A 26,469-nucleotide genomic window follows, 5' to 3' on the forward strand; every position below is an offset into this window, starting at 1 on the left:
GTTCGGGCGGGAAGGGAATGTATGCTTGTCAGCGCACGGCGCTGTGTGATGCGCATGCCTCCCCCTCGGTCCCCCTCCGTGCCGGAGGGGGAGGCGGTCGCCTCTCCCGGCGGGACAGGGGTTGGGGGCAGAGGGGGGAGGCGCACTGTGTCGGGGCGCTGTCAGTGCCGGTTCCGGTAGACGCCCGGTGTTGTGCCCAACGTCTTGCGGAACACTGTCGTCAGGTGCGCCTGGCTGGAAAAGCCGCAGGCATAGGCGATTTCGACCAGCGGCAGGTCGGTCGCGGCCAGCAGGTCGCGCGCGCGGTCGAGGCGCATCCAGATCAGGAATTTGTAGGGCGCGACCCCGGCCCGCAGGCGGAACGCCCGGCTGAACTGGTAGACATCGCGCCCGCTGAGGCGCGCAAGGTCGGTCAGCGTCACCCCCTCTTCGATCCTGTCGTGCATGAGGTCGAGCACGCTGGAGAATTCGGCGTCGGACAAGGGCGCAGGGGTTCCGGGATAGCGCGTGACCTTGCCCGCCTTGTCGACCAGCAGGGCCGCGATGCCGAAGGCGGCGTGATCGACGGCCAACGCGTCGGTGCTGCCGCCCGAGCGCGCATTTTGCGCGATCGTGGTGCACATGGTCTCGATCCGCGGATCGCGGAAGGCCATCGTGTGCAGACGTTCCAGATCGGGCTTGTGCGCCCCGTTGAAGGCCCGCATCGCTTCGTCAAAGAGCGGCAGAGGCAGGCCGACATTGATCAGCGAAAAGGAACTCTCCAATATGTAGTCGCAGTCCGCACCGGGGGGCGCCAGGATCGCCGTGCCGCGACCGAATGTGGTATGAAAAGGTCCTGCGCCAAGGTCGAATTCAGCCCGTGCAGCTTTGGCAGTTGCCAGTTGCAGGCTGTATTCAGCGAGCGGAGGATCCGGGTATGCACCCGCCGGATTGTTCACGACGTCAAATACGCCGATTTTCTGTGACCCGAGCGTGGCTGCGTGCCGGATAAACTGCCCTTGCACGTAATTGGCGTCACCAGCCAGTTCAACAACCCGGACTGCGTCAGGCTTCGTTTCTGTCTGAGCAATTGTCATAAGCGGTTCCGTCCCAAGCGATGCAGCAGCCTAGCACAGGACGCGCCTGGCCCGTTCCACATTTTTGCGGACGGTATCCGGAGCAGGCGTGCGCGCGGCGCGCACGCCCTGACATCAGTGCAGCGGCTGCGGCGCGTAGTCGTGTTGCCGCGCCAGCGCGTAGGCCAGCTTGCGATCCGCGACCAGCGCCAGTTGCTGTCCTTCGGCATCGTGCACGGCAAAGAGCTGGTCCAGCCCTTGGGCCTGGTCCTGCACCTCTTGCGGCAGCGCCTCGATGTCGATGGGTTTGACATAGACCATCCGGCCCACATCGGCGTTCAAATCAAAGGGCGTGTTCATGACTCATCCTTTCCTGATGTTGATCGTCTGGACGATTGTCTCGGGCTTGGCTTGTGTCAGGTCGACATGCAGCAAACCGTTTTCCATCACCGCTTCGCCAACCTCGACCCCGTCGGCCAACACAAAACTGCGCTGGAACTGGCGCGCGGCAATGCCGCGATGCAGGAAGACGCGGTTTTCCGTGTCTTCGCCCTGGCGTCCCCGGATCACCAGTTGGCGGTCTTCGACCGTGATGGACAGGTCATCCTCGGCAAATCCGGCCACGGCCAGGGTGATGCGGTACGACAGGTCCGCCGTCTGTTCGATATTGAACGGCGGATAGCCTTCGGCACTTTTGGCCGTGCGTTCCAGCAGGCGTTCCAGTTGCTCGAACCCCAGCATGTGGGGGTATGAGGCAAGGGTCATCTTCGTCATGCGACACGTCCTTTTGGTCAAGCGACAGTCAGGTTTCCGCCCCTGTTGCGGCAGCGGATAGGGTAAATATGGGCAGAAATGTTGACCGGAACAAGGTCTAGGCGGTTGGGATGGTTGTGATTATATTAAAGGCTCTGCAATTGCTTGGAATCGCGCCATGAATGCCCCTTCGGACATTTCGATGAAGACAGACGAAGTGTTGCGCGTTGAACTGGAGGTGTTCAAGCGTGAGCACCGCGATCTGGATGAAGCCATCGCCGCATTGCAGGAAAAGGCCACGGGCGATCAGTTGACCCTTCAGCGGCTCAAGAAGAAGAAGCTGCGTCTCAAGGACCAGATCGCCATTATCGAAGACCGCCTGACCCCTGACATCATCGCCTGATCCTTTCGCCCCGGCCATGCTGCGACGCAGCATCGTGTCCGGTGAATCCGGTTGGGGCGGCATTGCCTATGGGTCTGATCTGGCTATAGTGCGCGCTTCTTGAACATGAGGGCGGCAAGACATGACCCAGACCCCTGTTGGCATCATCATGGGCAGCCAGTCCGATTGGCCCACCCTGCGCGAAGCCGCCGAGATGCTGGACGCGCTGGAGGTGCCATATGAGGCACGGATCGTGTCGGCCCACCGGACGCCGGACCGGTTGTGGGACTATGGCAGGACGGCCGTGGACCGGGGATTGAAGGTGATCATTGCCGGTGCCGGGGGTGCCGCGCATTTGCCGGGTATGATGGCATCGAAGACGCGTGTTCCGGTGATTGGCGTGCCGGTCCAGACCAAGGCCCTGAGCGGGGTCGACAGCCTGTATTCCATCCTGCAGATGCCGCGTGGGTTCCCCGTGGCAACCATGGCGATCGGCGCGGCCGGTGCCGCCAATGCCGGGTTGATGGCGGCGGGCATTCTGGCCGTGTCCGACGACGCGTTGGCCGCGCGGCTGGAGGCATGGCGCGACGCGTTGTCGGCGTCGATCCCGGAGGTGCCGCAGGATGACTGAACCGCTGGCACCGGGGTCGACCATCGGCATTCTGGGCGGCGGTCAACTGGGCCGGATGCTGTCAGTTGCGGCCAGCCGCCTGGGCTTTCGCACCCATGTCTTTGATCCGTCCGACCTGCCCCCTGCGGGCGATGTTGCGCATTTGGTGACGACGGCCCCCTATGAAGACAACGACGCGCTGTTTGCCTTTGCCACCACGGTGGATGTCGTCACATATGAATTCGAGAATATCCCGACCCTGACGCTGGATGCGCTGGAAGATCACGCACCGATCCGCCCGGGCCGCGAGGCGTTGCGGGTGAGCCAGGACCGGCTGGTGGAAAAGGAGTTCCTGCAGGGTCTGGGCCTGAAGACCGCGCCCTTTGCGGATGTGCCGGACATGGCGGCCCTGGCGACGGCCCTGCCCCAAATCGGAGCGCCCGCCATTCTGAAGACCCGCCGGTTTGGATATGACGGCAAGGGGCAGGCCCGCATCACGGACCCCGGTGACGCCGAGGCCGCATGGGCCGAAATGCAGGGCGCACCCGCCCTGCTGGAAGGGTTCGTGGATTTCAGCCACGAAGTGTCCGTCATTGCCGCACGTGGACCGGACGGGTCTGTCGCCTGTTTCGACCCCGGCGAGAATGTGCACAAGGATGGCATCCTGCACACAACCACCGTTCCGGCCCGCCTGACCCCGTCGCAGCGCACCGATGCCGTCCTGTTGGCTGCCAACATTCTGAATGCGCTGGACTATGTGGGGGTTCTGGGTGTTGAACTGTTTGTCACGCCGCAGGGTTTGATCGTGAACGAGATTGCGCCGCGCGTGCACAACTCGGGCCACTGGACCCAGCAGGGCTGTGTCGTGGACCAGTTTGAACAGCATATTCGTGCCATAGCCGGGTGGCCCCTGGGCGACGGCAGGCGGCACGCGGATGTGGTGATGGAGAACCTGATCGGCGACGACATGGACCGGGTGCCCGAACTGGCCCGCACCCCTGCGACGGCCCTGCATCTTTATGGCAAGGCCGAGGCCCGCACGGGCCGCAAGATGGGCCATGTGAACCGGATTGTCGGCTAGGCTGCGGCAACGAAACGCTGTGCGATATCGCCCGACATGTAGCTGACGCGCCCACCGGACAGCGTGGCCGCCACCCGGTCGTGACTGTCGAGGATCACAAGGTCCGCCCGTTTGCCGGCGTCCAACGTGCCGCGGTCCGACAGGCCCAGAACAGCCGCCGGGCCCGATGACACAAGCGCCCAGGCCCCGGCCAGGTCCATCAGCCCGCTTTTGGCCAACATCAATGCCGCACGCCGGGGCGACGGATAATGATAATCCGATGCGATGGCGTCACAGAACCCCATGGCAATCAGGTCGAGGGCGGACGCGTTGCCCTTGTGGGACCCGCCCCGCACCACGTTGGGAGAGCCCAGGACCACCAGATCGCCCGCGTCATGTGCCGCCTGCGCCGCCTCGGGCGTTTCGGGGAATTCGGCCACGGTTGCGCCGCGCGCATGCCACGTGGCGCGCTGTGCCTGGGTGTGGTCGTCGTGGCTGCCGATTATCACACCGGCCTTTTGGAGCGCGGCGCACAGCGTGTCGAGCGCGGCGGGCACCTCGCCCCCGCGCGCATGCAAATCCAGCAGCATCCTGAAATGCACATCCGGATTGCGCCCGGCCTTGAGCGCCTGCCCGGTCAGGCGCGGCGGTTTGCGCCCGTCGGCCAGCCGGTCATGCGGCAAGTGGTCGTTGAACACGACATAGCCCACATTCCAATCCGCAATCCGGGCGGGCAGGTCGGAATAGAGGTCGAGCATGTGGGTTTCGAACCGCAATTGCGGGCGCAGGTCGGTGACAACCTTGTCGCGTGTCGCACTGAGCGCGCCAAACACCTGATCGGCAAAGTCGAGCCCGCGTAGCCCGCCTTCCCAACTGACGAACTGGGCCATGACGGCGGTGGTGATGCCGTTGGCCGCGATCTCGGCCTCGGCGGCCACGATGCCGTCGTTCATCTGTTTCATCGCGCCCCGGCGCGGGGCCATGTGCCGTTCGAACCCGTCGCCGTGCACATCGACAATCCCGGGCAGAATCCGGTAACCGCGCAAGTTAACCGCACGGCCGACCGGCGCATCGGCAACCACGCCGCCCGCAATCGAAAGGCGGGTGTCTTCGACGCCGGAGGGCAGCAACACTTCTGCCGCGACGAGGTCAATCTCGATCATCACCGTTTCCTGTCAAACAGTCCCCGTCGGGACAGCCGAGCTGTTCCAACACCGCATCGACCCAGCGCAATTCGCGGTCGAAGGATCCGTTTTCCAAAAAGGTGAGCACCTGCGCAATGACATTCGGGTTGTTCATCATGAATGTGTGCGTGACCGGCAACACGATATGGTCCTGCATACCGGCGACGGGGGTCGAGACCACCGACACCTTGCCGTCATCCCGCCCCGGCAACAGCGACGAGAAATAGGGGTTGAGCGATTGTTCCCCCGCGATCACACCGACCGGATAGGTCACGGCGGGCAAGCGGCGCGGCAGGCTGTCGGGCCCTGTGCCCAATTGCCGTCCCGCCGGGCCATTGAACCAGCCAAACGCTTCGAGATCCCCGAGTTCATCCACCACCTCGCTGCCGCGGTTGGGCGGGGCCAGCATCACCGTGCGCCCCATTCGGGCCGGTGTCGGATTGTTGGCAAACCAGTGGCGCACCAGAATGCCCCCCATGGAATGGGTCACGAAGTGCACGGTGTCGGTGCCGCACGCCTTGATCGCGCGCGGCATGACATCCTGCGCCAGGGTCTGGACCGTTTCGGACGTCGAGGGGTAGCCGGGCCGCACGACCCGGTAGCCATCCGCAAGCAGCGCCTGTTCCAGCACCACCAGCGACGCTTCGGTTCGGGCAAGCCCGTGCAAGAGCACCACGCAATCCGCGCGGGCCGTGGTGGCAAGAAGGGACATGACAAGGGCAGTAATCCATCTCATGGCTTTCAGATAGCCCCTTGGGTGCGGTTATGGAATGATGACGCGTCGTCGAAATTTCAAAGGCCCGAACATGCGTCCCAAATCCCCCCGCCTTGCCGTGCGTGCCGTCATTGTCGAAGACGGACGGTTGTTGATGGTAAACGCCTGGCATACGTCCAAAAGCGATCTGATGTGTGCGCCGGGCGGCGGGGTCGAGGTGGGCAGCAGCCTGCCCGCCAACCTGGCACGCGAGGTGCACGAGGAGACGGGTCTGACCATCGAAGTGGGCGCGCCCTGTCTGGTGAACGAATACCACGATGCGCCCAGCCAGTTTCATCAGGTCGAGGTGTTCTTTCGCTGTCGGGTGGTGCCCGGCACCCCCCGCCCGGACGTGTGGCATGATGCCGAAGCCGTCGTGACCGAGCGGCGCTGGCTGACGCGCGAGGACCTGGCGGCGGTGCCGCACAAGCCCGACAGTCTGGGCCGCGTGGCGTTTGGGGAGGGGGCCGTCAGCTATGACCCGCTGGAACCTTTGGCGCGGTAACCGCCACTGCAATCCCGCCGACAACCAGGGCCGCGGACAGGCCCAGCAGCACCGAAAGCGTCTCTCCCAACAGCAGCGCCCCGGCCACGATGGCAATGATCGGCACGCTGAGTTGCACAACCGCGGCCGTTTGTCCGGCCAGCCGGGGCAGGATGCTGTACCACAGCGCGTAGCCCAGCCCGGATGTCACGGCCCCTGACAGAATGGCCAGGGCGATACCCGAGGGCGCCGCATGCAGGCCAGTCCCCAAAAGCAGCATCGCCAGAAGTGGCAGCGTCCAGACAAAGTTGGCAGCCGTGGCTGCCAACGGGTCGCGCGCGCCCTTGCCCGCCAGCGTGTAGGCGGCCCACCCCAGCCCGGCGATGACCATGAGCATCGCGCCCGTCAGATCGCCGCCGCCGCCATCCCTGGGCCAGAGCGCCAGCAGCAGGCCTGCAAACGCGATGCCGGCCCCGGTGATTTGCCGCACTGTCGGCGCGCTGCCGCGCAGGGCGGACCAGCCGAACATGGTGACCTGGACCGTGCCAAAGAGGATGAGCGCCCCAAGCCCGGCATCAAGCGTCACATAGGCGAGCGAGAACCCGATCATGTACGCCCCGAGGCTGAGCGCGCCGACGATGCGGCCGCGGTCCAGCATCGGCAGCGCCCCACCCCGCACCGTCAGGATCATGCACAGCGCCACCGCGCCCGCCAGCACCCGGATCATGGCAAAGCTGGACGGGTCAATTGCGCCACTGTCCACGGCCATGCGGTTCAGGACCGAATTGGCGGCAAAGGCGATCATGGTCAGGCAGACAAGCAGGGGCAAAGGCATCATGTCAGCGATGTGGAATGCCAAGGTTGCCAATGGCAAGGGCGGTTCCAAGGTCTGACAGAAAGGTGTTCACCTGTGCAGCGGTCGTAAAGCGGTACGTGGTCTTGTCCGCCGGGGCCGTGTCGTAGAGCGCCTGCAGTTTCGCCCGCGACCGGTGCCGGGTGCGCCAGATGAACGCGAGGAATTCAAGGCTGAACTGTTCCGGACACCCCTGCGGCAGGTCGGGCCGGGTGTGCCCGTAGTGGCGCACGGTCCGCCACAGCACCCGGCGCAGGCGCAGCATGAGCGGCAGGTCAAGCCAGATCAGCGTGTCCGCGCGCGCCAGCCGCTGCGCATAGGTCGCGCTGTGCCCGCCTTCGAAGATCCACTGCGGCTCTGCGATCACATCAAGGGTCATTTGCGATTTCTCGGCCCTGTCCCGTTCGACCCAGCCCGCTGTCCAGTGGATGTGATCCATATGGATGACCGGCAGGAACGTCTTTTCGCCCAACCGCCGGGCGAGTGTCGATTTCCCCGACCCCGGTTGGCCTATGATCATCACGCGTTGCATGGCGGGACGTTCGCCGAAGGCGCGGGCGCGTGCAAGAGGTGCGGTGCGACACGCGACCTGCGGACAGGGATACGACAGGCCGGACCATGTGTGCGCCTGATCCGCCCTGTCGTGTCGCCGGGGCCGCAGCCAGTCCGTCACGCAAGGATGTCCTTCAGCAAAAGCTGCCCCATCAAAGGCCCCGCGTGCATGACGTCATCGGCCCTGTGCAAATCATCCGTGCCGAATTTTGTTGCGCCCACGCGGTAGTCTTCCTTGGTCAGGCAGGCCCGCGTTATGGTTTCGGCGGGCTGCGGCACCACGGTCACGTCGGTCACATCCGCAAAGGCAGCAACATGTGCATCGTTGTAGGCGCGCGCAAGGTTGGCACCGTCCTTGCGGTTCAGGATACGCTTGAGACCGTTCAAGTTGGGACGATGGGTCAAAGTGCCCTCTGCCAGAAAGGGGGCGGGCAGCACGCAGATTGGCACAGCGCAGTGCGCGCGCGCCTCGGCCGCGATGCGAAAGGCATAGTTGCTTGTTATTATGCCTTTCAGACACTCGTGGAAGGCCGCAGAGGTCAAAAGCCGCCGTCTGTTCGGGGGCGCATTTAGGGAATTGACCGCCTCGACAACAAGAGCGCCGCCATTCCAGTCGGAAACAACATGGTCCCTCAGAATATTGAAGATATTGAACATCGTGACGGTGTGAGACACGAATACGATCTTGTCGAACTTCGTAAGTTCAATTCTGTCGGAATATCCGCCACTTTTCCAGAACGCGGCCAATTCCGGGCCCATCGCCATCAATTGCGATCCCTGATAGGAGAATTGATCTTCGAATTGGCGTGGCCAGGTCACGGCGGTAATGTCACACTCTGACTTGGAATATGCCTTGGCCGCTTCCATCATCATCGCAAGATGGCTGTCGCCGATCATACAAATCTTCATTTGTCTGCAAAAACCTCAAGCAGCATTTCTTCGCAGATCAGAGCATCGTCCGCGTCCAGATCGTCGAACCCGGGCGCGGCGATGGGCTGGGGATCCTCCATGTCGGGTTTGCGTATTTCCGCGTGGGCCTCAAAGAAAACCGACATCACCCGATCCACGGCAGAGCGCCCAACGGTCCGCAGGTTCGCAGTGTAGGACCCGGACACGAACGGCACGCCGCATACCAGTTCGTAGGACGGAAAGTAATCGACATTGGGATGGCTCAACGCGAGCTCTTCTGCTGCGGCCCGCAACACGGACTTGGAGTACGTCGTGGCCGCAAGCACATGTGTGTCGGTCGCGGTTGCGGTCAGCGGAACAGGGGACACCGTCAGCAAGAGGCTGATGTCCGGTGCGATGTCGCGCATCAGTTCGAAGGCGATGTTCATGTCCTCGACCACCTCGTTGAAGCGGAAGTTGACGAAGGAATGGCGGGCCGGGTCATAGGTGCCCGCAACGACACCCGGCGCCGTGGGAAACGCCAAACCGGTCCTGGTATCTTGCCATGCTTCGGTCAAACCCAGAGTGAAGATGAACATGTCCGCCGTCTCGAAGATGGAGCGCACGCGGTCGAGGTGATCGCGCCGGTGCGCCTTCAGCGCGTCAACGCTGGCGTATCCGTGGGGTTCGATGCCCGGTCGCAGGCCGTCAAAAAAGGCGCCGTCCTGACCCCAGATCGCTTCTTTGTGCACGTCGCCCGTGACGGCGTCGGTCAGCAATTGCCGCAATTGCCGGGCCGTGTAGATGTTTCCGTATCGGGCCGAAAACAGGTCATACCCGTATCTCTTGGCGACGTCCGGTGGCATGCCGTAGGGGGCAGGTTCGACGTCTACGAGGGTCAAATCGGATTTCTTGATATAGGCGCCGATATTCTGGGCAAAGCAACTTCCGGCCGTCGCGATCTGATCCCCCGTCTTCAACTGGCGTTTCGGGCGAAACATCTGATTGGAAAGAAAGTCTTGGCTGTCGCGACAGATTTTCCAGAAGGCCGATTTCTGCTGGGACGAATAGGGCATTGACCTGCCTTCCGGGCACAAGGGTTTTCCCAGAGTGCGGATTAGTCCGGCGCTTCGTCAAGTCCGAATGTCCGTGGGTCTGGCACTTGCGGCACGGGCACGGACAGGGGCGTGACATGGCCCCTGGCCGTAGGGGTCACGCCATGCGGTTCAGCCTGATGCAAACACTCTGCCACGCCCGAAGTACTGCCGCGACGCATCCCCGATCTGACCAAAGCCGAAGGCGCAAGGGCGGCCTTGGTGTGCGGGCAGCGCCGCGAGCCGGCACCGGATCATCTGGTCGCGTCGGTGCCCAAGCGGACAAAGGCGTCCTCCTTGACCCGCCAATGGGCCCGTACCGTATGCGCTTAGCCAACCATGCCAAGCAACGGCAGAAGTGGCAGCAGGAACAAGATCGCTTCGAAGCCAAAGCCGCCGTCATCCCCGTCTTCTTCTGCGCCGTCCGCTTGCATGTCGTCCAGCGGCGGGCCCTCGTCCGTGACCGGCAACGTCGGGAATGGCGGCACGGGGGACCCATCACCGTCGTCCCCGACCTCTGGCGGCGAGAACGCCAGCGTTTGCACCAGTTCGTCGGCCAGGATGGCCCCAAAGTCATCCTCGTAATGCAGCCCATCGCGAAACATGTCCGATGCAGCGACATCTGCATCTTGGGCAACGGTGTCGGGGTCCAGCGTTTGTACCGTCGGATCCGCGTCCGCGACCTCCCGTTGTTCGGCAATGACGGTGTCCCAGCCAACGCGGTCCGGGGCGTCTGGCGCGTTCTCTGACAATTCGAGAATGGTCACGTTTGCAGTATTCATGCCCACGTCGATGTCGCCCATTGCGGTCGAAACATCGTCCCGGAACCCGTCAATCAATTCGTCCAGCGTTTCGCCATATCGGTCGGCGCCGCCTGCGAAAAACGTGTCCGCCTCGCCCTGGACCCAGATCATGCCGCCAAAGACCCGATCATCGTCAGCAAGCAGCGCGTTGATCGTTTCGACGGTCAGGTCCTCTCTCAATTCATCTGGATTGCTCCAATCCAGTTGGTTTTCCCGTTCCCGGGTCAACGGTGCGCCCGCATCGAAAACGCGAATAAGTTCGTAATTGCCCAAACCATATTCATCGTCGAATGCCTGTTCGATTTCGCTGGACAGGAAGCCAACATTACTTTGGCCTGCCAAAACAAATACCGGTGTTGTCATAGCGCGATGCACCTCCGTTTGAGCAAAGAGGTACGCGCACTTGGTTAAATCCGGGCTAACACTGTCAGCCCAGGTTTCGGTGATGGAAGTATGATTTTACAAATTGAAATTTCACATCAAGTCAATAAAGGTGAATTTTTTCCTAATTTCACAACCCGGGGACATTCCTGTTGGGTGTGGATTGCGTAAAAAGGGGTCGCCGCGCCGCCACCCCTGCGCAGGTGCCAACGCAAAAGGGGCCGCCCGAGGCAGCCCCTTTCATCCATCCGGTCAAGCGGTTGCTTGCCCTTTCGTGGTCGCACAAGTCGGCTGAACGCCGCCTTGTTGCTTACATCATGCCGCCCATGCCGCCCATGTCGGGCATGCCGCCGGGGGCACCGCCTGCGCCTTCTTTGGCGGGCTTGTCGGCCACCATGGCTTCGGTCGTGATCAGCAGCGACGCGACCGAGGCGGCGTCTTGCAATGCGTGGCGCACCACTTTGGCGGGGTCGATCACGCCGAACTTGAACATGTCGCCATATTCTTCGGTCTGCGCGTTAAAGCCAAAGGTCACGTCACCGCTTTCGCGGATCTTGCCCGCAACCACGGCACCGTCGACGCCTGCGTTTTCGGCGATCTGGCGCAGCGGCGCTTCGATGGCCTTGCGCACGATGCCGATGCCGACGTTCTGGTCGTTGTTGTCACCGGTCAGCCCGTCAAGCGCCTTGCCTGCCTGAACCAGAGCAACACCGCCGCCCACAACAACACCTTCCTGCACGGCAGCGCGGGTGGCGTTCAGGGCGTCGTCGACGCGGTCCTTACGCTCTTTCACTTCGACTTCGGTCATGCCGCCGACGCGGATCACCGCAACACCGCCTGCCAGCTTGGCAACGCGCTCTTGCAGCTTTTCACGGTCGTAATCGGATGTGGTTTCCTCGATCTGGCCGCGGATCTGGGCAACGCGTGCCTCGATCTCGGCTTTCTCGCCATTGCCGTCGATGACCGTGGTCTCGTCCTTGGTGATTTGGATGCGCTTGGCGGTGCCCAGCATGTCCATGGTCACGTTTTCCAGCTTCATACCCAGATCTTCGGAGATCACCTGGCCGCCTGTCAGGATCGCGATGTCCTGCAGCATGGCCTTGCGGCGGTCACCAAAGCCGGGGGCTTTGACGGCTGCAATCTTCAGGCCGCCGCGCAGCTTGTTGACAACCAGGGTTGCCAGCGCTTCGCCTTCGACGTCTTCAGCAATGATCAGCAGGGGTTTCTGCGACTGGATCACCGATTCCAGCAGCGGCACCATGGGCTGCAGCGACGACAGTTTCTTTTCGTGCAGCAGGATCATGCAGTCTTCGAGCTCGGCGGTCATCTTGTCCGCGTTGGTCACGAAGTAGGGGCTCAGGTAACCGCGGTCGAATTGCATCCCTTCGACGACATCGGTTTCTGTTTCCAGACCCTTGTTCTCTTCGACGGTGATGACACCCTCGTTGCCGACCTTCTGCATCGCGTCCGCGATCTGCTGGCCGATTTCGGCTTCGCCGTTGGCCGAGATGGTGCCGACCTGTGCCACTTCGGCGCTGTCGTTCACTTCGCGCGAGGCGGCCTTGATCGCTTCAACGACTTTGGCGGTTGCCATGTCGATGCCGCGCTTGAGGTCCATCGGGTTCATGCCTGCGGCAACCGATTTCATGCCTTCCTTGACGATGGCCTGGGCCAGCACGGTGGCGGTCGTTGTGCCGTCACCCGCTTCGTCGTTGGTACGCTGGGCCACTTCCTTGACCATTTGCGCGCCCATGTTCTCGAACTTGTCTTCCAGTTCGATTTCCTTGGCAACCGACACACCGTCCTTGGTGATGCGGGGTGCGCCGAAGGATTTGTCCAGCACCACGTTGCGGCCTTTGGGGCCCAGTGTCACTTTGACGGCGTCCGCCAGAATGTTCACGCCTTTCAGCATGCGCCCGCGGGCATCTGTGTCGAATTTGACGTCCTTAGCCATTTTGAATTCTCCTGTGAGAGTTTCGATCAGGGATCAGAGAAGCGGGGCCGCTTACTCGATGATCCCCATGATGTCGCTTTCTTTCATCATCAGCAGCTCTTCGCCGTCGATGTTGACTTCGGTGCCGGACCACTTGCCGAACAGCACCTTGTCGCCGGCTTTGACACCCATTTCGATCAGCTCGCCGCTGTCCTTGCGGGCGCCGGGGCCTGCGGCCACGATTTCGCCTTCGCTGGGCTTTTCCTTGGCGCTATCGGGGATGATCAGCCCGCCAGCGGTTTTCTCTTCGCTTTCCGTGCGGCGTACCAGCACGCGGTCATGAAGCGGTTTCAATGCCATCTTTGCAGCTCCTTGAGGCTCAAAGTTACTCTCCCTTGACCCCGGATTCGGGGCCGTTAGCACTCATTACGTGCGAGTGATAACGTGGCGTAGGTAAGGAAGCGCCCGCGCCGAGTCAAGCACCGCCAACACCAAAAAATGCACGGCTTTGTCCGCACCTGTCTTGGCAAGCTTTGCCCCTGCCCCTAGCCTGCCGAAAACAAGAGCGAGGCGACAATGCACACATTTGTTCGATCCTGTCTGGCCGCCTGCGCCTTTGTGCTGCCGGGCCTTGCCATGGCAGCCTGCACCGGCGCCGATCTGAGAGAAACGCTCACCCCGCAGGACAAGGCAGAGATCGCGTCACAGGTCGCGTCGATGCCCTATCCCGAAGGCAACCATTGGCAGGCAACGCGGGGCGATCAGACCATTGCCCTGATCGGCACCATGCATCTGCACGATGCGCGGATGGGGGCCATCGTCGATCGCCTGAGACCGACCATCGCTGGCGCGGACCTGCTGTTGGTCGAGATCACGTCGGACGAGGAAGCGGCCATGCTGAACGCCATCGCAACCGATCCTTCAATTGCCTTTCTGACGGACGGGCCCAGCCTGATTGATCTGGTGGCCCCGGACGTGTGGACCGAGCTGGCAGCTGCCGTGCAGAAGCGCGGTGTGCCACCTTTCATGGCTGCGAAGTATCAACCGTGGTTTTTGTCACTGACCCTGGCCCTTGCGCCCTGTGCCGCGGCGGACGTGCAGGCAGGCAAACCCGGTCTCGACAAGCAGATCATCGGTGCGGCGGACGCCGCGGATGTCCCTGTTGCGGGCCTCGAGACCTTTCGCGAGGTGTTTGACCTGATGGCGTCTGACCCGCTGGAAGAGCAACTGCGCTTTCTGCCGCTGACCATACAGATGGAGCGGACGGTGAATGATGCGACCGCCACGACTATCGCAAGCTATTTCGAAGAACGACATGGTGAGTTGTTGGCCTTTTCGCAGGTATTCACGCGCGGACAGATCGATATTGCCGCAGATGAGTTTGACGCCCTGTTTGACGAGATGATGGGTATGCTGCTTGATCAGCGGAACCTGATGTGGATGGACCGGATCGATCAACGCACAGAGCGCAACATCGTCATCGCTGTGGGGGCCGCGCATTTGTCGGGCGAAACCGGGCTGCTGAACCAACTGGCCCTGCGCGGGTACACTGTGGAACGCCGCCCCTTTTAGGTCCTGGACGTCTCGGTCGGTGCAAGACAGAGCGTAACCCTTTGGCCCATGCGGTCGGGTGACGGTCGACCGTCCAATTCTGCACATGTCCCCGGCGCCACAGGTCATCCCCAGCCGTCCGCACCGCTGCGCGCAAAAGTCCGGACGGAGGTGACTATGACCCACCTGACCAAACCCGTTTCTCAGGCTGTCCTGATCGTACGCGGTTTCGCCCTTGCGGGCGTTGATGTGGGCCAGTCGCTGGGTACAGCCGAGGCCGATATGCGCGCCGCGCTTTGCCGCACGCCAAGGCGCCTTAGGCCCCAAGCACCCGCCCGGACTGCGCCACCGCCTCGGCCCCCTTGGGCGTCAGACCGTAGACACCTTTTTCCACCTTCTCGAACCAACCGTAATGATCATCGCGCATCATTGTCGTGGCGCGGGCCACACCGGTTTCGCGCGCGACATCCGCGCCCTTGCTCGCGCCAACCTCGAACAGATACATCGCAAGTTTGACAGCATCCTGCCTGTACGCCGTGACCAGCCCGACACGGGTCTGACCACCGTCATTCGGATCCCCTTGCCGCGCCGCAAATTCGCGCAGCAATTGCCCCTGTCGCCTGGTGTTCTTGCGGGGCGCATAGGGTCCGGGGTCGCAATGCACCTGCACCAGATCATCGGACAGTCGCACCGTCATCAGCCCCAGCCCAAGACGGCGACACAGCCTGGTCATGTCCCTGGCCGCTTTCTGAAACCGTTTGCCCTTGCCGCGTTCAACGGCCATGTAAACATCATCACTGACCGCAAGCCGGGCGACGCATTGATGCACCAAGGCGAGGGAGAACCCGGTTTTCAACTCGACAATGACGGGAGGTTCACCGCCCCGCACCGCCACCACATCTGCCGCGCCAACTTCGGATTTCACCACGTACCCCTGCCCTTCGAGGAAGGTTTTGACAGCAGGATAAAGATCGGTTTCGCGGGTGGTCACGTCGGCGGTCCAGGCATTTGGCCTGTGCGAAGAAACCCCCGCACGGACCAGTTGGCAAGTCCTATCGCCCGCCGGTGCGGCCCGGGAACCGTGGCGGGCGGCCACCGCGCACTTGCATGCGCAGGGTCTGGCCAGGCCTGCGGTTCAGGTCAGGACGTGCAGGTGGACGGGCCTTGGATGGCGTGCGGATGGTGCCCGGCTTGCGGGCTGGGGGTTTCGATCTGGGCATGAGGTGCCCCTTCTGTCTGAAATGGATGGGACTGCGCGACGCGCAGCACGATCCCCGCGGATGCGGGTCAGGCAGGCTTGTCCATTGAAAAACACTCCTCTGAAAACAGGGCGCGCGGGGCGCGCGGAACACTTTGGCGGTCAGACCAGGCTGTTCATTTTCAGAGCACTCCTCGGGATGTGTAAGCGCCCAGTTTACCGCAATACGCACGGCGCGACAATTGCACTCTGTCCGTCCCCCGTGACACGGCAGGCAAGGTTGCTATAAGGGCGCGAAATTGACGCTTTCGGTAAGGACGCACCGCCATGACCACCCTTGTTTTCGGCCACAAATCACCAGACACGGATTCAACCGGATCAGCCATCATCTGGGCCTGGTACCTGAACGAGATCAAGGGCGTGGCCGCCGAACCCGTTCTGCTGGGCGAGCCCAACACCGAAGCGGCATTTGTTCTGAAGAAGTGGGACCTGCCCAAGCCGCGCATCATTGATGGCGTGGATGCGGATCAACCCGTGGTTATCGTGGACACGAACAACCCGGCCGAGTTGCCCGATGCGATCAATGATGCCGACATCACGGCCATCATCGACCATCACAAGCTGGTGGGCGGGCTGGAGACCAAGGGCCCGATCGACATCCGTATCGAGCCGCTGGCCTGCACGGCCACCATCATGTGGAAGATGATCGGCAAGGACATGGCCCAGATGCCCACGGGCATCAAAGGCGCAATGCTGTCCTGCATCCTGTCCGATACGCTCGAATTCCGCTCGCCCACCACGACACAGGAAGACACCGCCATTGCCCATGACCTGGCAAAGGATCTGGGGGTGGACCTGTCGGCCTATGCATTCGAGATGTTCGAGGCGAAGTCTGACGTGTCTGCGTTTTCGGACGCTGAATTGCTGCGCATGGACAGCAAGGAATACGAAGTGGACGGCACGCAGTTCCGCGTATCCGTGTTGGAAACCACCGCACCCAAGCTGGTGCTGGACCGCAAGGACAGCCTGATGGCGTCCATGGTGGATGTCGCCAAGGAAGACGGCGCGGACGAAGTGCTGCTGTTTGTGGTCGACATCCTGAACGAAGAGGCCACCATGCTGATCCCGAACGACCGGGTTAAGGGCGTGGCAGAGAAGAGCTTTGACGCCACCGTGTCCGGCGACACGGTCGTGCTGCCCGGCGTCATGAGCCGCAAGAAGCAGATTATTCCGCACCTCAAAGTTTGAGCGCGCGGGGCGGAGGGCACCTGCGCCTTACGATTTAAGATGCGAAGGCGGGCAATTGGCCCGCCTTACCTTTTTGTGCAAGCCTCCCGTCAAAGGGAGGACATCATGCGCACCATCAAGACAGAGAAAGATGGCCGGATCGGTCGCATCATCCTGAACCGTCCGGAGGTGATGAATGCCATCGACGACGATCTGCCCCGCGAATTGCAGGCCGCCGTCGAAGCATTTGATGCGGACCGCGATGTGCATGTGATGATCCTGTCGGGTGCAGGGCGCGCGTTCTGCGCAGGCTATGATCTGGCGCATTACGCCCAGGACCCCGACAACAGGATCACGCAGGACATGCCCTGGGACCCCATGCAGGATTATCAGTTCATGTGGGCCAACACACAGTGCTTCATGTCACTGTTTCGCGCGATGAAACCCGTGGTCGCAAAAGTGCACGGGTTGGCGTTGGCCGGGGGGTCCGACATCGCGTTGTGTTGCGATATGGTGGTGATGGAGGATACGGCGCAGATCGGCTACATGCCGGCCCGCGTCTGGGGCTGCCCGACAACAGCGATGTGGGTATACCGGCTGGGACCCGAGCGCGCCAAGCGGATGCTGTTGACCGGGGACAAGATCAGCGGCACCGAAGCGGAACACATGGGGCTGGTGTTGAAATCCGTGCCCGAGGACCGGCTTGACGCAGAGGTCGACGCCCTGGCGGCGCGAATGGCGTCGGTACCGATCAACCAGCTTGCCATGAACAAGATGGTCATCAACCAGACCCTTGAGGCGACACTTACCCAGACCCAGCGCCTGGCCACCGTGTTTGACGGGATCACGCGGCACTCGCCCGAAGGGCTGAACTTCAAAGCCCGGTCCGAGGCCGTCGGGTGGAAACAGGCCGTCAAAGAGCGGGACGAAGGCCTGTATGACTGGACGCGGGATCATCCGTTGAATGATCCGGCGCGCCGCGTGGACAAGGGTCCGGCACGCTAGCCCCTTTCGCCCCCGCCCTGTCTGTGGCAGACCCCGGGCATTCCCTTGCTGCCGGAGACGTCATGGCCCAGATCATCACTTCCCTGTCCGACATTTCGGACCGCTACGATGCGTTGTTTGTCGATCTGTGGGGCTGCGTGCACAATGGCGTGCATGCGCTGCCCGACGCGGTGGCCGCGTTGCGGACCTACCGTGCCAAGGGTGGCAAGGTTGTGCTGGTCACCAACTCTCCGCGTCCGCGGGCCGGTGTCACGAAACAACTGGTGCATTTTGGCGTTCCGGACAATGCGTGGGACACCATTGCCACCTCTGGCGACAGTGCGCGTGCCGCGATGTTTCGGGGCATGGTGGGAACCAAGGTGCATTTCATCGGCCAACCCGGGGAGGAGAAATTCTTTGACCCGATTGGCGTGATCAAGGACCCGGTCAAGATCGAGATCGTTCCGCTGCAGGAGGCCGAAGGGATCGTGTGCACCGGCCCGCGGGATCCGCTGGCCGATCCCGATGTGATGCGCCCCGAATTTCTGATGGCCAAACAGCTGGGGCTGAAGTTGCTTTGCGCAAATCCCGACATTGTTGTCGACCGAGGGGAGGTGCGCGAATGGTGTGCTGGCGCGCTGGCCAAGCTGTATACCGAGATGGGAGGCGAGAGCCTGTATTTCGGCAAGCCGCATCCGCCGATCTATGACCTGGCGCGCAGGCGGTTGGCAGAGCTGGGTGTGGACGTGCCGGGCAGCGGCATTCTGGCCATCGGTGACGGGGTTCTGACGGACATTGCAGGGGCCATGGGTGAGGACATTGATTCTCTGTTCATCTCGGGTGGGCTGGCCGCGGCGGAAACCAAAACGTCGCATCAACCGGACGAAGATGCGCTAAGAACCTATCTGGAAAAGGAAAAATCGGCCCCGACCTTTGCAATAGGGCATCTGCGCTGACCTTCTTTTCGCTTGATTTTCTGCGTGCGCAAAGTAATTACATTGCGTGAAGGCCGCGCTAGCGGTCAGAAAATTACCGGAGCCTTTCCATGTTGGACAACCTGCCCCGCGGCACGATCTGCATCGAGGACATCGAAATGGGGATGTCCCGTCACCTGCGCAAAGTCGTCACGGACGAGGACATCGAGATGTTCGCGCAGGTGTCGACAGACCGGAACCCGGTGCATCTGGACGACGATTATGCCCGTGACACCATCTTTGCGGGGCGCATTGCCCACGGGATGCTGACAGCTGGTTTGATCTCGGCCGTGATTGGGGAACAGCTTCCCGGCCACGGCACCGTCTATATGGGCCAGTCGCTCAAGTTTCTGGCCCCCGTGCGGCCCGGCGACATGGTCTATGCCGAGGTGAAGGTCATCGATATCGATTTTGCCAAGCGCAGGGTCAGGTTGGACTGTCATTGTGCCGTCGATGGCAAGAAGGTGTTGATCGGCGAAGCCACAGTGCTGGCGCCATCGCGCAAGTTCGACTGATCCCAAGGACGCGCTGGCGCGCGACGACAAGTTCGAGGGGGCGCTGCCCCCGGCCTTGCGGCCTCCCCCGTCGTATTTCCGGTCGGAAGAAACTGCATCTTGCCCTTGTGACGGCGCGTGGCTAGGCAGGGCCCATGAAGATCATCCGGGATTATCAGTATGTGGACGCCGCCGACCGGGGCGCAAGCGTGGCGATCGGCAATTTCGACGGGGTACATGTCGGCCATCGTTCAGTTATCGAATTGGCGCAGAAAGCAGCCCCCCATGCACCGCTGGGCGTTCTGACGTTCGAGCCGCATCCGCGCGAATACTTTGCCCCCGACGCCCCCCCGTTTCGGTTGATGAGCCAGGCCGCACGTGCAAGCAGACTGGAAAAGATGGGGCTGCGTTATCTGTTTGAATTGCCGTTTCACGCAGGCCTGGCGGGGCTGAGCCCCGAGGATTTCGCGCGTGATGTGATTTGTGAAGGCCTGGGCCTGGGTCATGTTGTCGTGGGGTCCGATTTCTGTTTTGGCAACAAGCGGGCGGGCACGGCGCGCGACCTGGTGCAATTTGGTCAGGCCATGGGGTTCGGGGTCACGGTTGCGCCGCTTCTGGCACACGAGGCGCGCACGGTGTCCTCGACGGCTATCCGCCAGGCCTTGACCGATGGTCGTCCGCAGGACGCTGCAGACATGCTGGGCCATTGGCACAGGATCGAAGGGCCCGTCATTGGCGGCGAACAGCGTGGGCGTACGTTGGGATACCCGACAGCAAACATGTCAATCGACGGGCTGCACCCGCCCGCCTTTGGTGTTTATGCCGTGTTGTTCAATGTTCTGGATGGGCCGCACAAGGGCGCCTATCACGGTGTGGCATCGCTGGGCGTCCGACCGATGTTCGGAGAAAACAAACCGAACCTGGAAACCTTTGTTTTCGACTTTTCAGGTGACCTTTACGGGGCACCGGTGTCGGTGGCTCTGGTCGCGCATCTGCGCGGCGAGGAAAAGTTCGACGGCCTGGAGACCCTGATTGCGCAGATGGATGCAGACAGTGCGCAGGCCCGTGCCATTCTGGCGAACCTATGAGCGATCCGATTGACCGCGCCGGTCTGCCCCCGCGATTTTGGGAAAACAAGCCCATTCACCAGCTGACCCGCAAGGAATGGGAAGCGCTGTGCGATGGGTGCGGCAAATGCTGTCTGAACAAGCTTGAAGATGAAGACAGCGGCGAAGTGGCGTTGACCCGCGTGGCGTGCCGGTTGCTGGATGACGACACGTGCCGTTGCGCGCATTACGACACCCGTCACCAGTTTGTGCCCGATTGCATTGTGCTCAAGCCCTCGAACATCGAGGAGCACCTGTACTGGATCCCGCAAACTTGCGCTTACCGCCTTGTATATGAACGCAAACCGCTTTTTGATTGGCATCCCCTGATCTCGGGCACGGCTGAGACAGTGCATGACGCGGGTCTGTCCATGCGCGGGCAGACCGTCAGCGAGTTCGATGTCGCCGACGAGGATTGGGAGGATCACATCATCGAAGAGCCGACCTGACCCTCACGCGGTTTTCAGGAACCCGGCCCAGAGCGGCGCAACCCGGTCGGGATGTGTGACAGGCCCCATGTGCCCCACCCCGTCCAGCGTTTCGGACTGGACCTGGGGCAGGCGCCGGGCGATGGCGCCATTCACGTCGGCCGCCCATGGGGACGTTGCGCCCGCCAACACCAGTGCAGGCATGGTCGCCCGGGCAAAGCGGCCAGGCGTCAGCAAACCGGCGCTGTCATGCAACAGGAACGGCGCGCTGTCAGGGACAAACCGGATGCGGTCTGTCATGTAGCGGCGGGCATTTGCCGGGATATCCTCCCATGCCGGCCCATCGCCCCACGCGCGATTGAAGGCGCGCGCTGCCCCCTCGTCATCCTGCGCCGCGAGTGCGGCATCGAAGTCGGCCGTGTCTGCGGCATAGCGATCCGCAAAGCCCGGATCATCCGCGAAGGCCGCTGCAAAATAGACCGGTTCGAACAGTGTCACGCTGCGCACGCGGGTTGGATGTTCGATTGCAATCCGCAACGCAACCGTGCCGCCAAAGCTGTGACCGATGATGTCGATGGGGTCCGGGCCAATATCGTCCAGCACGCGCAGCGCCATGGCCGTGGCTGTATCATGCATGACCCCCTGCCCGTCCCAATCGCCGGACTGGCCGTGGTTTGGCAGGTCATAGGCGTGCAAAGTCACCAGATCCCCGACCACATCGCCAAAAGCGCGCCACATGCCCGAATGCGCCAACGAACAATGGATGGCGAGGGCCGGACGTTCACCGGCCCCAAAGGCCCGGGTGTTGATGTGGGGGATCACAGTTTTCCGGACAGGTGCAGGTCCAGATCTTCAAGCTTGTCCTGGCCCCAAAAGCGTTGATCCCCATCGACGATGTAGAAAGGCGCACCAAAAACGCCCTTGTCCACCGCCTCTTCCAGATTGGCGGCATAGGTCTCTGCGCCGGAGAGCAGGCCGCTGTCGGCGAGAGATGGGTCAAATCCCGCTTCTGACAGGCAGGCCTTGATCACGTCATCCTCGGCGATGTCCTTCTGCTCGGCCCAGACCGCACGCAGGATCGCGTGCACCAGCGCGCCCAGATCACCGCCGCCCGCGGTCTGAGCGGCAATGATCGCGTATGACGAGGGTGCCGCATTGGTGGGCCAATGCGCCGGTTGCAGGTTAAACGGCAGATCGTGCTTTTTGGCCTGCCGCACCAATTCCTGTGCGCGGTATTCGATCCGGTTGATATGCCGATCCTTTGGCGGTGTGCCCCCGGTCCGGTCAAACAGAGCAATCACATCCAGCGGTTTATAGGTCACCGTTGCGCCATGCGCCTCTGCCAGCGCCTCGAACCGTTTCCCGGCCAGATAGGTATAGGGCGACAGCGTCGCAAAATAGTAATCGATCTGGGCCATTTTTGTCTCCGGCGGCAGGGTCTGCTGTTTCGCGCGACCGTACGCCCGTGCTAAGCGGAGTCAACATCACGAATCTGTCACAATCGTGCTGCGCGGGGACACGACATGCCAACCATTCAAGAGCCCAAGCTGATTTCGGGCAACGCCAATCTGCCATTGGCAAATGCCATCGCTCGGCGCATGTCGCTGCATCGCGGCGTCAATGTCGGCCTGGTCGATGCCCGTGTCGAACGGTTCAACGATGGCGAGATATTTGTCGAGGTGTTCGAGAACGTGCGCGGCGAGGACATGTTCATCATCCAGCCCACGTCGAACCCGGCCAATGACAACCTGATGGAACTGCTGATCATGTGTGACGCGCTGCGCCGGTCGTCGGCGGCCCGCATCACCGCGGTGATCCCCTATTTTGGATATGCGCGGCAGGATCGGCGGTCAAAGGCCCGTACGCCCATTTCATCCAAGCTGGTTGCCAATATGCTGGTCGGTGCAGGGATCGAACGGGTTTTGACAATGGACTTGCACGCGGCGCAGATCCAGGGGTTCTTTGATATCCCGGTCGACAACCTTTACGCCTCTCCGGTCTTTGCGCTGGACCTGAAAACCCAGTTCGCGGGGCAGATGGACGACCTGATGATCGTGTCCCCCGACGTGGGCGGCGTGGCGCGGGCCCGTGATCTGGCCAAGCGTGTGAACGCCCCCCTGTCCATCGTGGACAAGCGCCGCGAAAAGGCCGGCGAAGTCGCCGAGATGACCGTGATCGGGGAAGTGACCGGCAAGACCTGTGTGATTGTTGACGATATCTGTGACACCGCAGGCACATTGTGCAAAGCGGCCGAGGTTCTGATCGAAAATGGTGCAAAAGAGGTGCATTCCTACATTTCGCATGGTGTGATGTCCGGCCCGGCGGTCGAGCGGGTGACAAATTCTGTCATGAAGTCACTAGTCATCACCGACAGCATCCAGCCGACCGACGCCATCAAGGCCGCGCCCAACATCCGCATCGTGCCCACGGCCCCTGTCTTTGCACAGGCCATTCTGAACATCTGGCACGGCACGTCCGTGTCGTCCTTGTTCGAGGCCGAGACGTTGTCGCCCATCTATGACGGGATGTACGCGGCCGAGTAATGGGTCACCATCGTGCGTAGGCAACGCGATACGAGGCTACCCGCGCCTTACTTGCAAAGGGTCTTCATGGAAGATCCCGGTGCAGAACGCCCTGACCGCTACCCTTTCAACCTGCCGTGGCTGGGTGACGGTTTCGAACTGGAATTCAGCACGCCCGTCACGATCTTCGTTGGCGAAAACGGATCAGGAAAATCCACATTGCTTGAGGCCATCGCCGTGCTTTCGGGGTTTTCTGCGGCAGGCGGCGGTGCCTGGGCGGGCGCACCTGATACCAGCAATGATGAAAATGCGGCGGATCTGGCGGCACATTTGCGATGTGGGTGGCTGCCCAAGGTGCAGCGGGGCTGGTTTCTCAAGGCACAAAGCTTTGCTTCAGTCGCCAACGTGACGGTGGGCGACTACCTTTCGGCATCGCATGGCGAAGGTTTTGCCGCCATGATTCAGGACCGCATGTCCGGTCAGGGGTTTTCCTGTTGGATGAACCCGAGGCGGCGCTTTCACCACGCAAGCAAGCAGAATTGCTGGCTTTCTTGACCGAGATACAGACAGATGCAAGCGCGCAGGTCATCATGGCCACGCACTCACCCATCTTGATGGCGATCCCGTCGGCGACACTGTTGCGTATCTCGCATCGCGGCATATCCAGCATCGGACTGCGCAAGACGGAACACTTCCGTCTCTGGGCGTCTTTCGCGGCGGACCCCGATGCGTTTGTGCAATCTGCATGCAAGGACGAACTTGATCTGCTGACCTGAGCAGGTGGCAACGATATGGACTCGACACCCCTGCCCCCTTGCCCGAATATCGCGGCAAATAATGGGGAGATCGTAATGAAACCGTTTATCACCGCCGCCATCCTCGCACTCACCGCCTCAGCCGCATGGGCCGACGGCCACTGTGCCGCTGGCAAGACGCTGACTGACGGCACATTGACCATCGCCACCGGCAACCCGGCCTATTACCCTTGGGTTCTCAACGATGCGCCGGAAGCGGGTGAAGGGTTTGAGGCTGCCGTCGCCTATGCGCTGGCCGAGGAAATGGGATTTTCCGCGGATCAGGTCACCTGGGTGCGCACGTCGTTCGACGAGGCGATCCAACCCGGCGCAAAGAATTTCGACCTGAACATGCAGCAATATTCGATCACGGAAGAACGTGACAAGGTCGTGGACTTCTCTGCCCCCTACTACACCGCGCCCCAGGCGGTGATGACGACGCAAACCGTGGTCGAAGGTGGCGCAGAACCCACACTGGACAGCCTGAAGGGCCTGAAATGGGGGGTGGTGGCATCAACCACTGCCCTGCCCGTGGTCATGGAGCAAATCCAGCCCGATCAGTCACCGCTGGTCTATGACGACAATGCCAACATCACGGCAGCCATGCAGGCCGGCCAGATCGACGCAGCCTTGTTTGACCTGCCAACCGCGCTTTTTACTGCGGCCGTGCTGATGGACAATGGCGTGGTGCTGGGCCAATTCGACCCGGCGGCTGCGGAAAACCCGGATCAGTTCGGTATGCTGATGCCCGAAGGGTCGGCCCTGAAGGCCTGCGTGGATGAGGCCCTGGCTGCCATGACGGACAGCGGCAAATTGGCCGAGATAGAAGCACAGTGGCTTCAGGAAGCCACCGGAGTTCCCCTGATCCAGTGACACGGCGCGCCGCTTATGAGGCCCGGCAAAAGCGCCGGGCCAATACGATTGCGGGGGTCAGCACCATTGTCGTGCTGACCCTCGTCGTGCTTCTGGTCCCCCTCGCCCCGGGCTGGGACGCGGTACGTGCGTCTTTCTTCAATGGCGACGTGTTCCTGCGCGTCTTTCCCGATCTTCTGCGGGCCTTTACGCTGGATGTGGCGATCTTTGCCTGGTCGGTTCCGATGATCTTTGCGCTCGGACTTGCCATTGCGCTGGCACGCGGCAACACCAACCCGGCGCTGTTTCCGCTGCGGATTTTCGGGGCAATCTATGTCGATCTGTTTCGCGGCATCCCCGTGGTCTTGCTGGTCTATCTGGTGGGCTTCGGCATTCCCGGGCTGGGGCTGCCGCGCCCCTGGAATTCGCCCTATATCTGGGGCACCGTTGCGCTGGTCCTGACCTATTCCGCCTATGTGGCAGAGGTGCTGCGGTCCGGCATCGAAAGCATCCATGCCAGCCAACGCAATGCCGCCATCTGTCTGGGCCTGAACGAACGGGACACGATGCGCTACGTGATCCTGCCGCAAGCCATCCGGCGCGTGGTGCCTGCCAACATGAACATGTTGGTGGCGCTGCAAAAGGATGTCGCGCTTTTGTCCTTTATCGGACCGGTCGAAATTCTGCGGCAGGCGGGCATCTTCAAATCCCTGCTGGCGAACTTCACACCCTATGTGGCCGCCGCCGTGATCTTTTTGTGCATTACAGTGCCCGCCACGCGGTATGCCGACTATCTGATGAACAGGGACCGCGATGCCCGATCCTAGACTGTCGTTGCGTGGCGTGACCAAAAGCTTTGGCGACGTACAGGTGCTGAAGGGCATCGACATGGACATCGCAGCAGGCGAGATGGTGTGCCTGATCGGCGCATCCGGGTCGGGCAAATCGACGCTGCTGCGCTGTATGAACGGGCTGGAGCCGGTAGATGATGGCGAGGTGCGCCTGGACGGCGTCGACATCGCCGAGCCGGGGTTTGACCTTGGGCCGGTGCGTCAACGCATCGGCATCGTGTTTCAATCCTTCAACCTGTTTCCGCACATGACAGCCTATGACAACGTCGCCCTCGCCCCCCGCCGGGTGCTGGGCGAAGACGCGCGGGAGCGGATCGAGGCGCTGTTTGTCCGGTTTGGATTGGCCGATCACATGACGAAGTATCCCGACCAGCTGTCAGGTGGTCAGCAACAGCGGGTTGCTGTGATCCGGGCACTGGCAATGCGACCCCAGACGATGCTGCTGGACGAAATCACCTCGGCCCTGGACCCCGAACTGGTCGGCGAGGTTCTGGACGTGTTACGCCGCTTGCGAGATGACGGGATGACGATGGTGCTGGCAACGCACGAGATGGCCTTTGCCCGCGATGTAGCGGATCGCGTGGTGTTCATGGATCAGGGCGTAGTGGCCGAGGAAGGGGCGCCGGACCGTATCTTTTCCGCCCCCGAACGGGAGCGCACGCGCCAGTTCCTGGCAAGCGTGTTGCGCTAGGCGCGACAGGG

32 protein-coding genes are annotated in these 26,469 nt (G+C 62.0%); 17 read left to right on the plus strand and 15 right to left on the minus strand.

The window, feature by feature from the left end; all coding sequences use genetic code 11:
• Positions 1–161: 161 nt before the first annotated feature.
• From Q0844_RS07090 to Q0844_RS07100, 3 genes are all read right to left on the minus strand, one after another.
• Complete coding sequence (locus Q0844_RS07090) at positions 162–1,076, minus strand: AraC family transcriptional regulator (protein ID WP_299043356.1); 915 nt, start codon at positions 1,074–1,076, stop codon at positions 162–164.
• A gap of 114 nt (positions 1,077–1,190) precedes the next feature.
• Positions 1,191–1,415 (minus strand): DUF1150 family protein, encoded by a 225-nt coding sequence (locus Q0844_RS07095; RefSeq protein WP_299043357.1) that lies wholly within the window; start codon positions 1,413–1,415, stop codon positions 1,191–1,193.
• 3 nt (positions 1,416–1,418) lie between these two features.
• Positions 1,419–1,829, minus strand: a complete 411-nt coding sequence (locus Q0844_RS07100) for an Hsp20 family protein (RefSeq protein ID WP_299043358.1) — start codon at positions 1,827–1,829, stop codon at positions 1,419–1,421.
• A 157-nt stretch (positions 1,830–1,986) separates the two neighbouring features.
• On the opposite strand from Q0844_RS07100, the gene Q0844_RS07105 reads away from it, so the two are divergent.
• From Q0844_RS07105 to Q0844_RS07115, 3 genes are all read left to right on the plus strand, one after another.
• Positions 1,987–2,211, plus strand: a complete 225-nt coding sequence (locus Q0844_RS07105; protein WP_299043359.1) for a DUF465 domain-containing protein — start codon at positions 1,987–1,989, stop codon at positions 2,209–2,211.
• Between the two features lie 121 nt (positions 2,212–2,332).
• On the plus strand, positions 2,333–2,821 hold the full coding sequence (purE, locus tag Q0844_RS07110) for a 5-(carboxyamino)imidazole ribonucleotide mutase (protein WP_299043361.1): 489 nt from the start codon (positions 2,333–2,335) through the stop codon (positions 2,819–2,821).
• Positions 2,814–3,881: a 5-(carboxyamino)imidazole ribonucleotide synthase gene (locus Q0844_RS07115; protein WP_299043362.1), complete on the plus strand. Its 1,068-nt coding sequence runs from the start codon at positions 2,814–2,816 to the stop codon at positions 3,879–3,881. Before purE ends, Q0844_RS07115 begins: the two co-directional genes overlap by 8 nt.
• On the opposite strand, the gene Q0844_RS07120 is transcribed toward Q0844_RS07115, so the two are convergent.
• A complete protein-coding gene (locus Q0844_RS07120) occupies positions 3,878–5,023 on the minus strand; it encodes an alpha-D-ribose 1-methylphosphonate 5-triphosphate diphosphatase (protein ID WP_299043363.1) in 1,146 nt (381 codons plus the stop codon). The two genes, Q0844_RS07115 and Q0844_RS07120, sit on opposite strands and share 4 nt — an antisense overlap.
• The gene (locus Q0844_RS07125) at positions 5,010–5,756 is read right to left on the minus strand and encodes an alpha/beta fold hydrolase (protein ID WP_299043365.1); all 747 of its coding nucleotides are present in this window, start codon (positions 5,754–5,756) and stop codon (positions 5,010–5,012) included. The genes Q0844_RS07120 and Q0844_RS07125 overlap by 14 nt, the downstream gene beginning before the upstream one ends.
• 94 nt (positions 5,757–5,850) lie before the next feature.
• On the opposite strand from Q0844_RS07125, the gene Q0844_RS07130 reads away from it, so the two are divergent.
• A complete protein-coding gene (locus Q0844_RS07130; RefSeq protein ID WP_299043367.1) occupies positions 5,851–6,303 on the plus strand; it encodes an NUDIX domain-containing protein in 453 nt (150 codons plus the stop codon).
• Here the strand turns inward: Q0844_RS07130 and Q0844_RS07135 are convergent.
• The 7 genes from Q0844_RS07135 to Q0844_RS07165 all read right to left on the minus strand — a co-directional run bounded on the left by Q0844_RS07135 (position 6,269) and on the right by Q0844_RS07165 (position 13,146).
• Positions 6,269–7,117, minus strand: coding sequence for a DMT family transporter (locus tag Q0844_RS07135; protein WP_299045239.1), 849 nt, complete (start codon positions 7,115–7,117; stop codon positions 6,269–6,271). The genes Q0844_RS07130 and Q0844_RS07135 overlap by 35 nt on opposite strands.
• Before the next feature lie 4 nt (positions 7,118–7,121).
• On the minus strand, positions 7,122–7,667 hold the full coding sequence (locus Q0844_RS07140) for an AAA family ATPase (RefSeq protein WP_299043368.1): 546 nt from the start codon (positions 7,665–7,667) through the stop codon (positions 7,122–7,124).
• 137 nt (positions 7,668–7,804) lie between these two features.
• Entirely contained in the window at positions 7,805–8,596 is a 792-nt protein-coding gene (locus Q0844_RS07145) for a hypothetical protein (RefSeq protein ID WP_299043369.1), read from the minus strand.
• Positions 8,593–9,651, minus strand: coding sequence for a GSCFA domain-containing protein (locus Q0844_RS07150; protein ID WP_299043370.1), 1,059 nt, complete (start codon positions 9,649–9,651; stop codon positions 8,593–8,595). The genes Q0844_RS07145 and Q0844_RS07150 overlap by 4 nt, the downstream gene beginning before the upstream one ends.
• Before the next feature lie 347 nt (positions 9,652–9,998).
• Positions 9,999–10,835, minus strand: coding sequence for a sialate O-acetylesterase (locus Q0844_RS07155; RefSeq protein WP_299043372.1), 837 nt, complete (start codon positions 10,833–10,835; stop codon positions 9,999–10,001).
• 328 nt (positions 10,836–11,163) lie between these two features.
• Positions 11,164–12,807 carry a chaperonin GroEL gene (gene groL, locus Q0844_RS07160; RefSeq protein ID WP_299043374.1) on the minus strand — a complete coding sequence of 548 codons (1,644 nt, stop codon included), beginning with the start codon at positions 12,805–12,807 and terminating at the stop codon, positions 11,164–11,166.
• Positions 12,808–12,858: 51 nt separating this feature from the next.
• Complete coding sequence (locus Q0844_RS07165) at positions 12,859–13,146, minus strand: co-chaperone GroES (protein WP_299043376.1); 288 nt, start codon at positions 13,144–13,146, stop codon at positions 12,859–12,861.
• A gap of 216 nt (positions 13,147–13,362) precedes the next feature.
• Between Q0844_RS07165 and Q0844_RS07170 the strand changes: the two genes are divergently transcribed.
• Positions 13,363–14,358 (plus strand): TraB/GumN family protein, encoded by a 996-nt coding sequence (locus tag Q0844_RS07170; RefSeq protein WP_299043377.1) that lies wholly within the window; start codon positions 13,363–13,365, stop codon positions 14,356–14,358.
• 295 nt (positions 14,359–14,653) lie between these two features.
• Here Q0844_RS07170 and Q0844_RS07175 read toward each other — a convergent pair whose 3' ends face one another.
• A complete protein-coding gene (locus tag Q0844_RS07175) occupies positions 14,654–15,328 on the minus strand; it encodes a DUF2161 family putative PD-(D/E)XK-type phosphodiesterase (protein WP_299043379.1) in 675 nt (224 codons plus the stop codon).
• 534 nt (positions 15,329–15,862) lie between these two features.
• Between Q0844_RS07175 and Q0844_RS07180 the strand changes: the two genes are divergently transcribed.
• From Q0844_RS07180 to Q0844_RS07205, 6 genes are all read left to right on the plus strand, one after another.
• The gene (locus Q0844_RS07180; RefSeq protein ID WP_299043380.1) at positions 15,863–16,783 is read left to right on the plus strand and encodes a manganese-dependent inorganic pyrophosphatase; all 921 of its coding nucleotides are present in this window, start codon (positions 15,863–15,865) and stop codon (positions 16,781–16,783) included.
• Positions 16,784–16,822: 39 nt separating this feature from the next.
• Positions 16,823–17,767 (plus strand): crotonase/enoyl-CoA hydratase family protein, encoded by a 945-nt coding sequence (locus Q0844_RS07185; protein WP_299043382.1) that lies wholly within the window; start codon positions 16,823–16,825, stop codon positions 17,765–17,767.
• A 62-nt stretch (positions 17,768–17,829) separates the two neighbouring features.
• A complete protein-coding gene (locus Q0844_RS07190; RefSeq protein WP_299043384.1) occupies positions 17,830–18,702 on the plus strand; it encodes a TIGR01459 family HAD-type hydrolase in 873 nt (290 codons plus the stop codon).
• 89 nt (positions 18,703–18,791) lie between these two features.
• Positions 18,792–19,235: a MaoC family dehydratase gene (locus Q0844_RS07195; RefSeq protein WP_299043386.1), complete on the plus strand. Its 444-nt coding sequence runs from the start codon at positions 18,792–18,794 to the stop codon at positions 19,233–19,235.
• 134 nt (positions 19,236–19,369) lie between these two features.
• Positions 19,370–20,302 (plus strand): bifunctional riboflavin kinase/FAD synthetase, encoded by a 933-nt coding sequence (locus Q0844_RS07200; RefSeq protein WP_299043388.1) that lies wholly within the window; start codon positions 19,370–19,372, stop codon positions 20,300–20,302.
• Entirely contained in the window at positions 20,299–20,769 is a 471-nt protein-coding gene (locus Q0844_RS07205; protein ID WP_299043390.1) for a YcgN family cysteine cluster protein, read from the plus strand. Before Q0844_RS07200 ends, Q0844_RS07205 begins: the two co-directional genes overlap by 4 nt.
• A 3-nt stretch (positions 20,770–20,772) precedes the next feature.
• Here Q0844_RS07205 and Q0844_RS07210 read toward each other — a convergent pair whose 3' ends face one another.
• The gene (locus Q0844_RS07210) at positions 20,773–21,570 is read right to left on the minus strand and encodes an alpha/beta hydrolase (protein WP_299043392.1); all 798 of its coding nucleotides are present in this window, start codon (positions 21,568–21,570) and stop codon (positions 20,773–20,775) included.
• Entirely contained in the window at positions 21,567–22,166 is a 600-nt protein-coding gene (locus Q0844_RS07215; RefSeq protein ID WP_299043393.1) for a 2-hydroxychromene-2-carboxylate isomerase, read from the minus strand. Before Q0844_RS07215 ends, Q0844_RS07210 begins: the two co-directional genes overlap by 4 nt.
• Positions 22,167–22,271: 105 nt before the next feature.
• Between Q0844_RS07215 and Q0844_RS07220 the strand changes: the two genes are divergently transcribed.
• From Q0844_RS07220 to Q0844_RS07245, 6 genes are all read left to right on the plus strand, one after another.
• On the plus strand, positions 22,272–23,291 hold the full coding sequence (locus Q0844_RS07220; RefSeq protein ID WP_299043395.1) for a ribose-phosphate pyrophosphokinase: 1,020 nt from the start codon (positions 22,272–22,274) through the stop codon (positions 23,289–23,291).
• A 66-nt stretch (positions 23,292–23,357) separates the two neighbouring features.
• The gene (locus Q0844_RS07225) at positions 23,358–23,825 is read left to right on the plus strand and encodes an AAA family ATPase (protein ID WP_299043397.1); all 468 of its coding nucleotides are present in this window, start codon (positions 23,358–23,360) and stop codon (positions 23,823–23,825) included.
• Entirely contained in the window at positions 23,810–24,046 is a 237-nt protein-coding gene (locus Q0844_RS07230; protein WP_366522982.1) for a hypothetical protein, read from the plus strand. The genes Q0844_RS07225 and Q0844_RS07230 overlap by 16 nt, the downstream gene beginning before the upstream one ends.
• Positions 24,047–24,121: 75 nt before the next feature.
• Positions 24,122–24,937, plus strand: a complete 816-nt coding sequence (locus tag Q0844_RS07235) for an ABC transporter substrate-binding protein (RefSeq protein ID WP_299043399.1) — start codon at positions 24,122–24,124, stop codon at positions 24,935–24,937.
• Positions 24,934–25,743 (plus strand): amino acid ABC transporter permease, encoded by an 810-nt coding sequence (locus Q0844_RS07240; protein WP_299043401.1) that lies wholly within the window; start codon positions 24,934–24,936, stop codon positions 25,741–25,743. Before Q0844_RS07235 ends, Q0844_RS07240 begins: the two co-directional genes overlap by 4 nt.
• Entirely contained in the window at positions 25,730–26,458 is a 729-nt protein-coding gene (locus Q0844_RS07245; protein ID WP_299043403.1) for an amino acid ABC transporter ATP-binding protein, read from the plus strand. Before Q0844_RS07240 ends, Q0844_RS07245 begins: the two co-directional genes overlap by 14 nt.
• Positions 26,459–26,469: the final 11 nt, after the last annotated feature.

The sequence above is a fragment of the uncultured Tateyamaria sp. genome (assembly GCF_947503465.1).
GTDB lineage: Bacteria > Pseudomonadota > Alphaproteobacteria > Rhodobacterales > Rhodobacteraceae > Tateyamaria.

Coding starts and splice junctions, on each gene's coding strand:
- Q0844_RS07200 (WP_299043388.1), top strand. CDS start 19,370: ATGAAGATCATCCGGGATTATCAGTATGTGGACGCCGCCGACCGGGGC.
- Q0844_RS07145 (WP_299043369.1), bottom strand. CDS start 8,596: ATGAAGATTTGTATGATCGGCGACAGCCATCTTGCGATGATGATGGAA.
- Q0844_RS07165 (WP_299043376.1), bottom strand. CDS start 13,146: ATGGCATTGAAACCGCTTCATGACCGCGTGCTGGTACGCCGCACGGAA.
- Q0844_RS07245 (WP_299043403.1), top strand. CDS start 25,730: ATGCCCGATCCTAGACTGTCGTTGCGTGGCGTGACCAAAAGCTTTGGC.
- Q0844_RS07135 (WP_299045239.1), bottom strand. CDS start 7,117: ATGCCTTTGCCCCTGCTTGTCTGCCTGACCATGATCGCCTTTGCCGCC.
- Q0844_RS07180 (WP_299043380.1), top strand. CDS start 15,863: ATGACCACCCTTGTTTTCGGCCACAAATCACCAGACACGGATTCAACC.
- Q0844_RS07220 (WP_299043395.1), top strand. CDS start 22,272: ATGCCAACCATTCAAGAGCCCAAGCTGATTTCGGGCAACGCCAATCTG.
- Q0844_RS07095 (WP_299043357.1), bottom strand. CDS start 1,415: ATGAACACGCCCTTTGATTTGAACGCCGATGTGGGCCGGATGGTCTAT.
- Q0844_RS07185 (WP_299043382.1), top strand. CDS start 16,823: ATGCGAAGGCGGGCAATTGGCCCGCCTTACCTTTTTGTGCAAGCCTCC.
- Q0844_RS07090 (WP_299043356.1), bottom strand. CDS start 1,076: ATGACAATTGCTCAGACAGAAACGAAGCCTGACGCAGTCCGGGTTGTT.
- Q0844_RS07130 (WP_299043367.1), top strand. CDS start 5,851: ATGCGTCCCAAATCCCCCCGCCTTGCCGTGCGTGCCGTCATTGTCGAA.
- Q0844_RS07205 (WP_299043390.1), top strand. CDS start 20,299: ATGAGCGATCCGATTGACCGCGCCGGTCTGCCCCCGCGATTTTGGGAA.
- Q0844_RS07215 (WP_299043393.1), bottom strand. CDS start 22,166: ATGGCCCAGATCGATTACTATTTTGCGACGCTGTCGCCCTATACCTAT.
- purE (WP_299043361.1), top strand. CDS start 2,333: ATGACCCAGACCCCTGTTGGCATCATCATGGGCAGCCAGTCCGATTGG.
- Q0844_RS07170 (WP_299043377.1), top strand. CDS start 13,363: ATGCACACATTTGTTCGATCCTGTCTGGCCGCCTGCGCCTTTGTGCTG.
- Q0844_RS07115 (WP_299043362.1), top strand. CDS start 2,814: ATGACTGAACCGCTGGCACCGGGGTCGACCATCGGCATTCTGGGCGGC.
- Q0844_RS07100 (WP_299043358.1), bottom strand. CDS start 1,829: ATGACGAAGATGACCCTTGCCTCATACCCCCACATGCTGGGGTTCGAG.
- Q0844_RS07120 (WP_299043363.1), bottom strand. CDS start 5,023: ATGATCGAGATTGACCTCGTCGCGGCAGAAGTGTTGCTGCCCTCCGGC.
- Q0844_RS07155 (WP_299043372.1), bottom strand. CDS start 10,835: ATGACAACACCGGTATTTGTTTTGGCAGGCCAAAGTAATGTTGGCTTC.
- Q0844_RS07140 (WP_299043368.1), bottom strand. CDS start 7,667: ATGCAACGCGTGATGATCATAGGCCAACCGGGGTCGGGGAAATCGACA.
- Q0844_RS07105 (WP_299043359.1), top strand. CDS start 1,987: ATGAATGCCCCTTCGGACATTTCGATGAAGACAGACGAAGTGTTGCGC.
- groL (WP_299043374.1), bottom strand. CDS start 12,807: ATGGCTAAGGACGTCAAATTCGACACAGATGCCCGCGGGCGCATGCTG.
- Q0844_RS07235 (WP_299043399.1), top strand. CDS start 24,122: ATGAAACCGTTTATCACCGCCGCCATCCTCGCACTCACCGCCTCAGCC.
- Q0844_RS07125 (WP_299043365.1), bottom strand. CDS start 5,756: ATGTCCCTTCTTGCCACCACGGCCCGCGCGGATTGCGTGGTGCTCTTG.
- Q0844_RS07190 (WP_299043384.1), top strand. CDS start 17,830: ATGGCCCAGATCATCACTTCCCTGTCCGACATTTCGGACCGCTACGAT.
- Q0844_RS07225 (WP_299043397.1), top strand. CDS start 23,358: ATGGAAGATCCCGGTGCAGAACGCCCTGACCGCTACCCTTTCAACCTG.
- Q0844_RS07150 (WP_299043370.1), bottom strand. CDS start 9,651: ATGCCCTATTCGTCCCAGCAGAAATCGGCCTTCTGGAAAATCTGTCGC.
- Q0844_RS07195 (WP_299043386.1), top strand. CDS start 18,792: ATGTTGGACAACCTGCCCCGCGGCACGATCTGCATCGAGGACATCGAA.